13 protein-coding genes and 1 pseudogene are annotated in these 13,846 nt (G+C 46.8%); 11 read left to right on the forward strand and 3 right to left on the reverse strand.

The genetic code is table 11. From position 1 onward, the window contains the following. Positions 1-2 precede the first annotated feature (2 nt). Positions 3-1,460 (forward strand): TrkH family potassium uptake protein, encoded by a 1,458-nt coding sequence (locus KSW37_RS06670; RefSeq protein WP_217313781.1) that lies wholly within the window; start codon positions 3-5, stop codon positions 1,458-1,460. Between the two features lie 186 nt (positions 1,461-1,646). After that, on the forward strand, positions 1,647-2,609 hold the full coding sequence (locus KSW37_RS06675; RefSeq protein ID WP_217313782.1) for a type I phosphomannose isomerase catalytic subunit: 963 nt from the start codon (positions 1,647-1,649) through the stop codon (positions 2,607-2,609). A gap of 89 nt (positions 2,610-2,698) precedes the next feature. On the opposite strand, the gene KSW37_RS06680 is transcribed toward KSW37_RS06675, so the two are convergent. Further along, positions 2,699-3,697 (reverse strand): DUF4435 domain-containing protein, encoded by a 999-nt coding sequence (locus tag KSW37_RS06680; RefSeq protein WP_217313783.1) that lies wholly within the window; start codon positions 3,695-3,697, stop codon positions 2,699-2,701. Between the two features lie 16 nt (positions 3,698-3,713). Beyond that, positions 3,714-4,529: an AAA family ATPase gene (locus KSW37_RS06685; RefSeq protein ID WP_217313784.1), complete on the reverse strand. Its 816-nt coding sequence runs from the start codon at positions 4,527-4,529 to the stop codon at positions 3,714-3,716. Positions 4,530-4,648: 119 nt separating this feature from the next. Between KSW37_RS06685 and KSW37_RS06690 the strand changes: the two genes are divergently transcribed. Next, a complete protein-coding gene (locus tag KSW37_RS06690) occupies positions 4,649-5,593 on the forward strand; it encodes a DMT family transporter (protein ID WP_217313785.1) in 945 nt (314 codons plus the stop codon). 85 nt (positions 5,594-5,678) lie between these two features. Here the strand turns inward: KSW37_RS06690 and KSW37_RS06695 are convergent, their stop codons facing one another. Next, positions 5,679-7,259 carry an L-lactate permease gene (locus KSW37_RS06695; RefSeq protein WP_217313786.1) on the reverse strand — a complete coding sequence of 527 codons (1,581 nt, stop codon included), beginning with the start codon at positions 7,257-7,259 and terminating at the stop codon, positions 5,679-5,681. A gap of 155 nt (positions 7,260-7,414) precedes the next feature. On the opposite strand from KSW37_RS06695, the gene KSW37_RS06700 reads away from it, so the two are divergent. The 8 genes and pseudogenes from KSW37_RS06700 to KSW37_RS15985 form a co-directional block, all read left to right on the forward strand. Then, on the forward strand, positions 7,415-7,915 hold the full coding sequence (locus tag KSW37_RS06700; protein WP_217313787.1) for an RNA polymerase sigma factor: 501 nt from the start codon (positions 7,415-7,417) through the stop codon (positions 7,913-7,915). A 16-nt stretch (positions 7,916-7,931) separates the two neighbouring features. After that, positions 7,932-8,468, forward strand: coding sequence for a hypothetical protein (locus KSW37_RS06705; protein WP_118139645.1), 537 nt, complete (start codon positions 7,932-7,934; stop codon positions 8,466-8,468). A 66-nt stretch (positions 8,469-8,534) separates the two neighbouring features. Then, positions 8,535-8,981, forward strand: coding sequence for a DUF6108 family protein (locus tag KSW37_RS06710; RefSeq protein ID WP_217313788.1), 447 nt, complete (start codon positions 8,535-8,537; stop codon positions 8,979-8,981). Between the two features lie 63 nt (positions 8,982-9,044). After that, positions 9,045-9,938 (forward strand): hypothetical protein, encoded by an 894-nt coding sequence (locus tag KSW37_RS06715; RefSeq protein WP_153089586.1) that lies wholly within the window; start codon positions 9,045-9,047, stop codon positions 9,936-9,938. Positions 9,939-10,372: 434 nt separating this feature from the next. Next, a complete protein-coding gene (locus tag KSW37_RS06720) occupies positions 10,373-11,668 on the forward strand; it encodes an O-acetylhomoserine aminocarboxypropyltransferase/cysteine synthase family protein (protein WP_006849406.1) in 1,296 nt (431 codons plus the stop codon). Positions 11,669-11,699: 31 nt separating this feature from the next. Further along, positions 11,700-12,647 carry a cysteine synthase A gene (gene cysK, locus KSW37_RS06725; protein ID WP_217313789.1) on the forward strand — a complete coding sequence of 316 codons (948 nt, stop codon included), beginning with the start codon at positions 11,700-11,702 and terminating at the stop codon, positions 12,645-12,647. Between the two features lie 399 nt (positions 12,648-13,046). Beyond that, positions 13,047-13,676, forward strand: a complete 630-nt coding sequence (locus KSW37_RS06730; RefSeq protein ID WP_217313790.1) for a type IV toxin-antitoxin system AbiEi family antitoxin domain-containing protein — start codon at positions 13,047-13,049, stop codon at positions 13,674-13,676. Then, positions 13,666-13,791 (forward strand): annotated as a pseudogene (locus KSW37_RS15985) (nucleotidyl transferase AbiEii/AbiGii toxin family protein); the annotation flags it as partial. The gene KSW37_RS06730 and the pseudogene KSW37_RS15985, both read left to right, overlap by 11 nt. Between the last annotated feature and the right edge of the window lie 55 nt (positions 13,792-13,846).

Below are 13,846 nucleotides of genomic sequence, written 5' to 3' on the forward strand. Positions count from 1 at the left end.
ATATGATAAACAGCAAATTAATATATAAGATTTTAGGGCAACTGCTTTTCATCGAGGCTTTCCTGCTCTTCGTCAGTCTACTGGTAGCTTTCTATTACCAGCAGGATGACATCTTTGCCTTCATTGTGGCAACACTTACCACCATCGGAGGCGGACTGGTGCTGAAATGGCGAGGACACGGAGCCGATAACTCAATGTCGCGCCGTGATGCCTATCTCGTGGTAACGCTCTCATGGATTGTATTCAGTTTCTTCGGAACCCTCCCCTTCATGGTGAGTGGATACATCAACAACTTTACCGATGCCTACTTCGAAACCATGTCGGGATTTACGACAACGGGAGCCACGATATTAGACGATGTAGAATGTTTCCCCCACGGACTACTCTTCTGGCGTTCGCTCACCCAATGGATAGGCGGTCTGGGAATCGTGTTCTTCACCATCGCCCTGCTGCCTTCGCTTGTAGGAGGACAGACCAAGGTGTTTGCTGCCGAGGCAACAGGACCTATCAAGACTAAATTGCATCCCCGGCTTTCCACTTCGGCTAAATGGATATGGAGTATCTATCTGATGCTCACCATCGCCTGCATCGCATCCTACTATGTGGCAGGAATGAATCTCTTCGACAGTTTCAACTATGCGATGACCACTACGGCTACGGGAGGTTTCTCTACCCATAACAGCAGTACCTCGTTTTTCCATTCGCCGGCGCTGGAATACATCTGTGCCTTCTTCTGCTTCCTGTCGGGTGTTAATTTCACCCTACTCTATGCAGCCGTCATCAAGTTCAAGATCAAGGATCTGTTCAAGAATTCAGAGTTTAAGTTCTATATGCTCCTCGTTACAGCCTTCACGGCTTTCATCATGGTAGAGCTGATAGCGATGCGCAACTACGATGTGGAGCATGCCTTCAGAAGTGCTATCTTCCAGGTGGTATCATTCATCACCACCACGGGATTATTTAACGACGATGCTGCTGTGTGGCCTCACGTTACCTGGGTGGTATTGGCAGCCTGCATGTTCTTCGGAGCCTGCTCAGGCAGTACGAGTGGAGGTTTGAAATGTATCCGTGGCGTGATGCTGGTAAGAATGGTGAAGAATGAATTCCGCCAGATTCTGCATCCTAACGCCGTGCTGCCATTGAAGATTGATGGTGTGAACGTGCCGATGCAGAAGCGGGTTACGCTGCTCGCCTTCCTCACCACCTATCTCATCATCTGTCTGGTGATATCGTTCACGATGATAGCCATGGGCATTGACAATACCAATGCCATCACCATCACCCTGAGTTGTGTGGGTAATGTGGGACCTACGCTGGGTACGGAAATCGGACCAACCATGTCGTGGAGCGAACTGCCGGATGTGGCAAAATGGTTCTGTTCGCTGATGATGCTCATCGGCCGTCTGGAGATATTCAGTGTACTGGTTATCTTTACGCCAGCGTTCTGGAGAGAAAACTAACCTTCCCAGAGAGGAGTTAGGAACCAAGAGAGAAAAATGATATTTGGAGTAAGAAATACGCTTACTAGACTAAGTATATTTCGCCCCCAAAAGCGTTATATATAATAAGGTATAGGCTCAAAAGGCCTTAACTGGAGAGTAAGAAACGGTGCTATCGAGCACAATTATAAACTAAATATAAGTAAAATGAAACCATTAAAATTTCAACCGCTATTAAAATCCACCATCTGGGGTGGCAGTAAGATTATCGCTTTCAAACATCTCGACGTAAAGCAGGAGAATGTGGGAGAAAGCTGGGAAATCTCTGGAGTACCAGGAAATGAAAGCTTCGTAGCCGATGGCGAGATGCAGGGCAAGAGCCTCAACGAGGTTGTTGCAGAACTGAAGGGGAGTTTCCTCGGAGAAGAGAACTACAAGCGTTTCGGCAATGAGTTTCCACTGCTCATCAAGTTTATCGATGCCAACCGCGACCTCTCTATCCAGGTGCATCCTAATGATGAAATTGCCAAGAAGCAGGGTAAGGAGCGCGGCAAGACCGAGATGTGGTATGCATTGCCATGTGAGCCGGATGCCAAACTCTACAACGGCTTGAAGATGCAGATTACCCCTGAGCAGTACAAGGAGATGGTAGAGAATGATACCATTACCGATGCCCTGGCTCAGTATGAGGTAAAGGAAGGTGACTGTTTCTTTATTCCTGCCGGCAGAATCCACGCCATCGGAACAGGCTGTTTCGTTGCCGAGATTCAGCAGACCAGCGATGTTACCTATCGCATCTACGACTTCAAGCGCAAGGACAAGGATGGCAACTATCGCCAGCTCCACACCAAGGAGGCATCTGAGTGCATCGACTACACCGTATTGGCAGACTATCGCCAGCACTACACTCCAGCCAAGAATCAGGGTGTAAGCATAGTACAGTGCCCTTACTTCACCACAGCCGTTTATGATCTCAATGATCCAATGACTTTGGATTATTCAGAGTTGGATAGCTTCGTGATTCTGATTGGCTTGAAGGGTGAGGCTAAGATTACCGACAACGAGGGTAACGAAATTACGCTCCAGGGCGGCGAGAGCATCGTAGTTCCAGCCGCTACCCAGACATTGAAGGTAGAAGGAACCTTGAAGTTCCTGGAGACATACGTATAAATTTAAAGGTAAAAAAGTAAAAAGGTAAAAAGGTAAAAAGAGCCTGGCGGGATATCATCTGCCTGCTTTCTTTTTACCTTTTTACTTTTTTACCTTTCCAAATACTTTTCCACATCCGCCTGAATCTTCTGGAATTCCGGTGAGAACTGGTAGAAGGTGTTTTTCTTCATCATCATTTTTACCTTGCCCAAACTATTCTCATAGCATGCCATTTCGGTGCGGGCCTGCTCGGAATGGATGGCACGGTCGCGGATTTCGTTCTCCCTATCATTGCGCAAAGCATCGCAAACACTCTGGACGATGGGACTTACTACCAGGTCGAAGAGATGATGACCCTGTATATATAAATAGGTATTGCTCTCGTTTACACCCAGATTGTTGAGGTAAAGAGCCATTTCATCCAACTCATCCTTAAACTTCTTGAAGCGGCGCTCCAGCTGGAACAGCTTTGCCCGCACCTTCTTTCCCAAATAATCTATCGCCCATTTAGGATCCTGGATACGGACAGAAGGCAGCATGATGACCTTATCAAACTCTGCCATATCAAAATGCATCGACATCTTGCGATGACGCACATAAAACAGCATGTGCCATAAGAAAAGAGGCCAGATGGTACGGGAATAGGACTCAAGGAAACGCTCGAAATCGAAGATGCGACGGTCGTTGAGCGTCACCATTACACAGGTTTCATGCAATCCTCTGGCATAACATTGGAAGTTTTCAATGGCATAAGCATAGGTATGGAAGATGAAAGGATTCTCCAACATCTGCTGGGATGACTCGGTTGAGCCCTGACGCAAATAATCGTAATCGGCATCTACACAGGCTATCATATCTCTACCGACACCCTTCAGCATGCTGGAAATAGCAGCCTTCTTGCCTCTGTCTAAATGCTGGTTACGGGTAGGAAGCATGATATCAAAATAGCGTTTTTCATTCTCAAACTTTCCCAGTACAGAACGCCAGAAGAAGACATCATCGTAGCTCTCGACGTAAGCCACAATCTTGCGCCGAGCCTTCTTCGAAGTCATCTTATTGGCTGCCTCGAAGAACTGGGAATTGATATTATCAGTTAACCGTTTAGCCATAATACTTCTTTTTCACTTATATCGTAATGTCGCTCACATCCGTCACCCTATCGGTCCATCCATCCATGACCACAGCAGGACTGTGGGTGGTCATGATGATCTGGATATTCGGATTAAGCTGCAGCACCAGACCGATGAGCTGCTTCTGCCATTCGAAATGAAGGCTGATTTCCGGCTCATCCATAAAGAGGACGTATGACTGGTTGTCCTCCACCAGCACGGTGAGGAGGATGGCGAGAATCTGCTTCTCACCAGCCGAGAGCTGATAAGGCAAAAGCTGCTCGCCTATCTGATTGAAGCGGATTTCGTTGGCAGTACGGATGATGGTCTTGCCGGTATCCTTGAAAAGACCATCTACCATATCCTGGAACAGTTTCTTCGGTTCACTCAGTTTCTGAGCCTTGAAGGCGGCATCCGGTTCGCCGCTCTGAAGCACGGCGATGATGCGGTTGCCGATGTTCACCTGATAATCCAGATACTTGCGCTGCAGCTGGAAGAGCTGCCAGTCGAGTTCGGTAACCAGGGTAAGGTCTATCTTGTTGATCATCTCGGCATTCATCAATGGTCTATCTACCGAGCGGATTACATCATATCTAATCCACTTTGCCTCCTCCGGCTCCACCTTCAGATGCACGCCCTTAATCATGTGGCTAGGGAATTCGCCGCCAGCCGCCAGACCCTTTATCACCTTATTTAATATAGTACTCTTGCCCACGCCGTTTACACCACTCAGGATATTGACACGGCGGTCGAGGTTCCAAAGAATATGTTTGGTACCGCTCCAGAGAGATTCAATCTCTATCTGTTTGATATAATCAGCATATTTCTGCATAAGAATTATCTCCTATTCTAAAAAATATACCGCAAATATAGTAAAATTCCTCGAATTTTTGTACCTTTGCACTCGATTTTATTCAAAAATAGGAAGATTTAAATAGAAATAAGGAAAAAATGGATAACAAACGACCTCTTATCGCCCACCTGTGCCTCTTCTGTTCCGGTGCATTCTGGGGACTGATGGCTCCTATAGGCAAGGCAGCAATGCAAAACGGCATCGACGGCATCGACCTGGTGAGTTTCCGTGTATTGGGTGGCGCCATCCTCTTCTGGATTGCATCATTCTTCACTAAAAGAGAACATATCCCAACCAAGGACATCATCAAGATGGCAGGTGCCGGCATCTTCGGACTGGTATGCAACCAGTGCTGCTATACCATCGGTCTGAGTCTCACCTCGCCAAGCAACTCCAGCATCATGACTACCTCGATGCCTATCTTTGCGATGATTCTCTCGTTCCTGATTCTGAAGGAACCTATCACCAGGAAGAAGGCTATCGGTGTGCTGATGGGATGCAGCGGAGCCTGCATCATCATCCTGACAAGTGCTACGGCTGGCAATGCCAAGGTGGGAAACATCTGGGGCGACCTGCTCTGCATCTCGGCACAGCTTTCGTTCGCTCTCTATCTGGCGCTCTTCAAGCCGCTGGTTCAGAAGTATTCGCTCTTCACGGTTAACAAGTGGATGTTTACCTGGGCAACCCTCTTCATCTGGCCTTTCACGATAGGACATGTATCGGACATTCCTTTCGCCCAGGTTCCGATGAGCACCTGGTGGGAAACGGGCTACGTCATCTTCTTCGGCACCTTCCTGGGTTACATCTGCATGATGATTGGTCAGAAGACGTTGCGCCCTACCGTGGTGAGTGTATATAATTATGTGCAGCCGCTGGTATCGGTTACCGTGAGTGTTATCGTGGGTCTCGCCGTATTCAAAGGCATACAGGCAATAGCCGCCGCCCTCATCTTCTCCGGTGTATGGCTCGTGGTAAAGAGCAAATCAAAAAATGATATCGACAAGCACGACCACAGTCTGGCTTACGAGAAAAGACATGCTTAAAAGATATAATGTCGATTGATAAAACTGAAACTGTCCCCATCTGAAATAACAGATGAGGACAGTTTTTGTTTTATAAGAAAAGATATCAGCAACCGAAATAAACCATCAATCCGCCCAATACGATATACAGCAGGGCGTATGGGATGGCCGAACGGAGAATCTCTCCATCCTTTCCCTCCATATCGCAGGCTGCAGTAGCGATGGCGATGCTCTGCGGACTGATCATCTTGCCACCCGTAGCTCCCGTGGTATTGGCGGCAACCAGCCAGTTCTCCTGACCACCCTCCATACCAAAGAATGTGCTCTGTCCCGTCATGCCCAACTGATTGGCTACATGAGCCTGAAGCTTGGCAAAGAGGATATTCGAAGAGGTATCAGAACCCGTTACGAAGGTTCCGATGGCACCAATCATCGGTGCTACCAAAGGATAGAAATCACCCGTCACAGCCACCAGACCAGAGGCGATGGAAGTAATCATTCCCGAATAGTTCATCACACTCGCCAGGGCTATCAGCGAACAGATGGTCACCACCGTCTTTCGCAGATTCACCATGGTACGGGCAAGAATCACCATCAGTCGCTTAAGGCTCAATCCCTGTATCAGTCCACCAATCGTAGCACCCAGGAAGAGCATCAAGCCCGCATTGGAAATCCAGCCAAACTTAAAGGTGCTGTCGAGCACTAGCAGATGAACCGCACTCACCAAATGGCTCTTGAGGAAAGCATTGACCGGAGGACAGAGTGCGCCGGAAACCAGGATGAATATCAATATAAAGAGGTAAACGCTCCATGCCTTCAGACTCTCGGCGAAAGTAAAGGTTTCCTTATCCTGCACCTTGCTCTTGCTAGCAAACACCTTGGCGTATGCGATGATGGCGATAATGGCAGCCAGCGAACCGATGATGGCTGGAGTCTCCGAACCGAGATAATAGCCGCAGACAAACTGCACTACCACGGAAATCACTCCCACCCAGAGAGCGATGATGAGATTCTTGATAAGATTGTGCTTATCGGTAAGCGTCAGGATGATGAAAGGCAGGATGATAAAGAGAGGTGCCAGCTGGATAATGGCGAAGGCCGAAGTCTCGCAAATCTGTGCCGCCGAAGCCGATCCGCTTTCAGCCACCTCATTACAGAGCGTAGTAACCGGCACACCCACGGCACCAAATCCCGTAGCCACGGTATTACCGATTAAGGAAACCAGAGCCGAGAACATCGGTTTGAATCCGAGTCCGATGAGGATGGCAGCAGGTATCGCCACCGCCGTTCCGAAGCCCGCCATACCTTCGAGCAGTCCGCCGAATCCCCATACGAGGAGCAGCACGAGCAGCCCCTTATCATCGGTAATCGATGTAAACTGCCTCTTGATTACCTCAATCTGCTTGCTTTCCACGAGGATATTATAGCTGTAGATAGCCATCAGGATGATGATGAGAATCGGGAACACCGCCTTCAGGATGCCTTCCACCACCGCCCATCCTGTCAGGGCGATTACGCTATCCTCCGCATGTTCCGGGGCTATCATGCCTAGCGGCGAAGCTGCGAAGAGAGCGAGCAACACGGTAACTACGAGCGTCAGCAAGGCGCTCTTATGACCTGCCATCTTGAAGCCGAGCATCAGGATGAACAGCAACACGATGGGAATAATAGAAACTATTGATGCCATAAGCCATTCAGTTTTTAAATGTTTTCGATTGCTAAATTTTATGTTTATGACTGCAAAAATAACATTTTTCTTTGAAAAAAGAAAGCATTTTTTGAAAAAATCTTTTATAAGATGTCCGATTTTTCAATTTCATACGTCTATAGAATGTAAAGGTTATGAGAACAGAAGAATTCAACCATATCGTCCTACCGATGCGCAGCAACTTGAAAGCGTATGCGCTAAGGTTGACTGAGAGTGACGACAATGCCGAAGACCTCGTGCAGGAAGTCATGCTCAGGCTGTGGGACATGCGCCAGAATATCCAGGCAGAAGATAACCTCAAGGCTCTAGCCATCACCATCATGCGCAACAAGTTTTATGACCAGTGCCGACATGAGGAGCGAAACTTCACCACCGACAAGGTGATGGAAGTGCCCATAGAAGACCGGCGGGCAGAGCAACGGGACGAGGTAAACCTCATCAAGCAGATAGTGGCACAGCTTCCGCCCTTGCAACAGCAGATATTCCGCATGAAGGAGATAGAAGGCTATACTGCCGATGAAATCATGCAGATAACGGGATGTACTGCCGATAATCTCCGAAAGAATCTCTCCCGAGCCCGGCTCAAAATCAGAGAGACCTATATGAATATCGTGAAACAGAACAGAACAAAATAAAGTAGGAGGAAAGAAGATGAACGATAAAATAAAAAGAATCGATGAATTCAAGGGTATCAATGAATTCAAGACGATACAGGACTTGCTCGACAAGTATATGGATGGTGCCACATCCAATGAGGAAGAGGCAACGCTCAGAAAATATTTCGAAGAGCATGCCAATGATATTCCGGAAGAATGGGAATCCTATCGCGCCCTCTTCAGCTATATCGGATTCGAACAGATGAATCTTTCTCAAATTCTAAAAGAAGAAGAGAAGGAGGAAGATTTCGAAAAGAAAGATATCGAGAAGGAAGAAATTCCAAAGAAGGAAGCTTCTCGCAGCAGATGGCTCAAATATTTCGGCACTTCTGTGGCAGCCGCCGCTATCATCGCATTCCTGATTGTGGGCATCCAGAAGATAGCCCAGCCTCAGCCTGAATGTTATGCGGTTATCGATGGAAAGGTTTATACCGACCAGGAGTTCGTTCATAACGAAGCCCTGGATGCCCTGGAAGATGTTTCGGCAGATTCCGAAGATCCATTCAGTGCCCTGGATATGATGAAACAATAAATTCATCTTTTAGATGAAACAATCAATCAAACTATAAAGTATAATATATATAATAAGGTATAGAATATGAAACGATGCAACTTGATAAAACGCTTCTTCATCGGACTGCTTCTTATCGTGGTAGCCTCGATTTCGGCTAATGCCCAGGAGGGACTATACGTAAAAAGTATATTCCAACGCTTCGGGCATGCCAAGGGATGCAAGATGGTTACGATGCAGAATACGCAACTCAAAGGTTACAGGCTCAAGATATACAAGAGCCTGGTATATAAGAACCATGCCACGGAAATAGCCCACTATCTGAAGTCCGACCGCAAGGCTGCGAAAAAGATCAGAGAGGTGGTGGAGAATGGCAAGATGGTGAGCGGCTATTACATGATGGCACCCTTAAGCAATGGCAACAACCGCTTTATCCTCTTCAGTAATCCGAGTAAAAGCAAGGGAACCGTGATTTATATCGAAGGCGACCTGTCGCCCGAAGATATCATGCAACTCTGCTATTCCAGAAGATAGAAACAACATTTTTCTTCTGGAATCTTCTCAATAAGAATAAAAAACAACATAAAATATAGTATTATGAATATCAAAAACGTAATGATGATGGCTGCTATGATGCCAGCCTTCGCCCTTGCTGAAACCAACAGCAACAGTGCACCAGCCTCGGTAGAGGCTAACGACACCACAATCAGAGTGAACGACCAGAACATCGTCATCAAGCAGGATGGTGAACAGACTTCTGTGAAGATATATAAGATGAACGGCAACGAGATGACCAAGATTTCCGAAACCCAATTCGTAGATGGTCAGGAAGTAGAAAAGGTATTTGTCACCTCGCCTTTCATCCCTCAGACCTTGAGCAAGCGCAAGCGCAGTCTGGAGAGTCATTATCCAACCTTCTTCTTCGGCTGCAGCCAGTTGCCAGGCAGCAGGGGAAGCATGGGAGGCAACAACGAGATGCACAGTCGCGACTCCAAGTCGTGGGAATGGGGCATCACCCTCACCAGTCTCTGCTTCCGCCTTTCCAACGAAATGGCGCTCACCTCCTCTCTCTCCATCGGACAGGTACACCACCATTTCAAGGACAATTATGTATTAAGTACCGAAAACGGGGTATCAGCAATGACTCCAATAGAAGGCGAAACGCTAAAGAAAAGCTATATCAGCTACAATGTGCTCCGCCTGCCTATCATGCTGGAGTGGCAGAAGCGCATAGGATGCCATGATGCATTCCTGGCGTTAGGTCCATCGGTAGAATACCGCTGGCACGAACATTCCCGCTACTTCATCGGAAAGCACAAGCATACCGAAACGGGCGATATCAACCTCAACCCTATCGGCCTGAACCTCGAGGCCCGTGCCGGCTACTCAGGAGTGATGCTCTACGCCCGTGCCGGAATAACCCCGCTGCTCAACAAGACCAAGGCTCCCGAGTGTTACCCGATGACCATCGGCTTAGGATTCAGATTGTAATTTCTCTCAAAAAAGTGGCGATAGGTGTGCGAAATCTCATAAAAAAACATAGATTTCGCACACCTATCGCCACTTTTTGCTGTTTACCGGCCAAACTAGGAAGTGAAACACAGCCAAATTGGGTAACGAATCACAGCCAAATTAGGTAACGAAATTCGCAAATCACGGCCAAATTAGGTAATTTTGCCCATTTTTCTGCTAAAAAATGCCCGAATACCACAAACGTGGTAGCAGGAATACTACTCATATGCTATTTCAGAATCCAAAAAATCGCCGTACCTTTGCAGCGTCAATCAGAACAAACTGCATGATGACTTTCAGAAGGACATCAGAATGTCTTTCAGAGAGAGAACATCAATCTGATTTCTGGGCGACAATTTATATAAATGAATAAGATTGAATATTAACGTAAAATTAAAGAAAGGACATAGATTATGAGTACAGAAAAGAAACTTCGCTTTGAGACACTTCAGTTGCATGTAGGTCAGGAAAATCCAGATCCAGCTACCGACGCACGTGCGGTGCCTATCTACCAGACCACAAGTTATGTGTTCCGCAACTCTCAGCACGCTGCCGATAGATTCGGACTCCGTGACGCAGGTAATATCTATGGTCGCTTGACCAACTCTACTCAGGGTGTATTCGAAGACCGTGTGGCTGCCCTCGAGGGTGGTGTAGCAGGTTTGGCTGTCGCTTCTGGTGCTGCCGCCGTTACCTACGCTCTGCAGAACATCCTTCAGAACGGCGACCACATCGTAGCTGCCGACAACATCTATGGTGGTACTTATAACCTCATCACTCATACATTATCTACACAGGGTGTAAGCTACACCATCGTGGATCCTCGCAACTTCGAGCAGGTAGAGGCTGCCATCCAGGACAATACCAAAGCACTCTATGCAGAGACCTTCGGAAATCCTAACTCAGATGTAACCGATATCGATAAGTTGGCAGAGATTGCTCATCGCCACAACATCCCATTGATTATCGATAACACCTTCGGCACCCCATACCTCATCCGTCCTATCGAGCACGGAGCAGATATCGTGGTTCACTCAGCAACCAAGTTCATCGGCGGTCACGGTTCATCTCTCGGTGGTGTCATCGTAGATGGCGGTAAGTTCGACTGGAAGGCAAATGCCGACAAGTTCCCTACTCTCGCCAAGCCAGACCCATCTTATCATGGTGCCGTATTCGCAGATGTAGCCGGAGCAGCAGCCTTCGTAACCCGAATCCGTGCGGTCATCCTTCGTGATACCGGTGCAACCATCTCTCCATTCAATGCCTGGATTCTTCTTCAGGGCTTGGAGACATTGAGCCTCCGTGTAGAGCGTCACGTTCAGAATGCATTGAAGGTGGTAGAATATCTGGAGAACAATCCTAAGGTGGCTAAGGTTAATCACCCAGCCGTTCCTTCTCATCCAGACCATGAACTTTACAAGAAGCTCTTCCCTAACGGCGGTGGTTCTATCTTCACCTTCGATATCAAGGGCGGCGAGAAAGAGGCATGGGAGTTCATCGACCACCTGCGCATCTTCTCTTTGCTGGCTAACGTAGCCGACGTGAAGTCACTGGTTATCCACCCAGCAACAACCACCCACTCTCAGTTGAGCCCAGAGGAATTGGAGGAGCAGCACATCTATCCTTCTACTGTTCGATTGAGCATCGGTATCGAGAACATCGACGACCTGATTGAGGCTCTCGATGAGGCATTTACCTACGTAAAGTAAAAATATTAATGATTTAAATTAGAGTACAGTTATGGCAAAGATATATAAACAGATTACTGATTTAATCGGTAAGACCCCATTGGTAGAATTGGGTAAGTATTCAGCATCCAAGGGTTTGGAGACCCCTGTGATTGCTAAGGTAGAATTCTTCAATCCTGGCGGAAGCGTAAAGGATCGTATCGCCCTTGCGATGATCGAAGACGCAGAGCAGAAGGGCATCCTGAAACCAGGTGCCACCATCATCGAACCAACCAGCGGTAACACGGGTGTAGGTCTGGCTCTGGTATCAGCCGTAAAGGGCTACCACCTCATCCTCACCATGCCAGAAACCATGAGTGTGGAGCGCAGAAACCTGGTGAAGGCTTACGGCGCAGAAGTGAGATTGACCAGCGGTAAGGACGGAATGCCTGGTGCCATCAAGGCTGCCGAGGAACTCCGTGATTCCATTCCGGGTTCCGTGATTCTGGGACAGTTTACCAACCCATCCAATCCTGCCAAGCACTATGCCACAACAGGACCAGAAATCTGGGCAGATACCGATGGCGAGATTGATATCTTCGTAGCCGGTGTAGGTACTGGTGGAACAATTTCGGGTATCGCCAAGTATCTGAAGGAGCAGAATCCTAACGTGAAGGTGATTGCCGTAGAACCTGCCACATCGCCTGTATTGAACGGCGGACAGAGCGGTCCTCACAAGATTCAGGGCATCGGTGCCGGATTCGTTCCAGAGACTTACTCTTCAGAATATATCGATGAGGTATTGGACATTCAGAACGATGATGCCATCAAGGCAGGTCGTGACCTGGCTCAGACCGAGGGTCTGCTGGTAGGAATCTCATCTGGTGCCGCCGCCTTTGCAGCCACCGAGATTGCGAAGCGTCCAGAGAACAAGGGCAAGAAGATTGTAGCCCTCTTGCCAGATACCGGCGAGCGTTATTTAAGCACTGTACTCTACGCTTTCGAGGAGTATCCATTGTAATTCACAATCGGATATTTTCTATGGAAGCAAAATCTATCATAATTTCCCCAACCCGCTTTTCATATAGCAGGTTGGGGATTTTTATTTTTCGGAACTTCATATATATTTGCAAATGCGATACCACCACCCTAACTACCTATTTTTATATAGTTAGAGCGGTGCTATCGCTAAAATTCGAGACCATTTACCGCAAAAACACAAAGTAAACTACCGTTAAAATACAAAGTAAAACGCCGCAAAAATATAAAGTAACTGTAGAAAACACGATTTACGATAAAGCCATATCAATGGAAGACGGAGTAAAGATTATACCTGTGGCTAAAGAAAAAGCTAAATTTTCGACAGAAAACTAAGAAAAAGTTTGTTTTCTATCGAAAATTTGACTATCTTTGCGCCCAAATGAGAAATATTCTAATTACATTAGGCAATATTCCAGTAACATCTTCGGTCATTGCTTCACTATATCCAGATGTAAAGACCAAGTTTGCAAAAGTTGCACAGCTGGAAAAGGCGGGTGAAATCATCCGCCTCAGGCGAAATCTGTTCGTTGTAAATCCACAAGAAACGGGACAACCACTCTCTTCCGGACTTATCGCCAACCATCTGTTGTCTCCATCTTATGTGTCTATGCAGACAGCATTAAGATATTATGGTTTAATACCCGAAGCTGTATATACAGTTCAATCCATGACCTTTAAGACAGCAAAGGAATACAATACACCCATAGGCAACTTTTACTATCATCATATTCCAAGGGCCACCTATCCTATAGGAATTACGCAGATAAAGGAAGGAAACAATGTCTATATAATGGCTACTCCAGAAAAGGCATTATGTGATTTGATAGCCAACCTGCCAGGTATCAAACTGAGATACAAGAAGGAAGCATTAGAGTTTCTGGAAGAAAATCTAAGATTTGATATGGACAGATTCTACCAGCTCAATCCCAAGATATTCGAAGTTTATGCAAATATAGGAAAAAAGGCAACATCCATACGCACAATATTAAAACTCTTACATCATGAATGAGATATACCAAAATATGTTATCAGCTTATGATCTTTCTACAGATCAGTCTAAAAGAAATGCTACTTTTGAGGTAAACCAGCAAATAATTCTTGCCGGTTTGTACCAAGGCGGTTTCTCCTGACTTTGACAAAATGTGTACCTATAAAATAACATATCCTAATTTTCAGGCA

The sequence above is a fragment of the Segatella copri genome, assembly GCF_019127135.1.
Taxonomy (GTDB): domain Bacteria; phylum Bacteroidota; class Bacteroidia; order Bacteroidales; family Bacteroidaceae; genus Prevotella.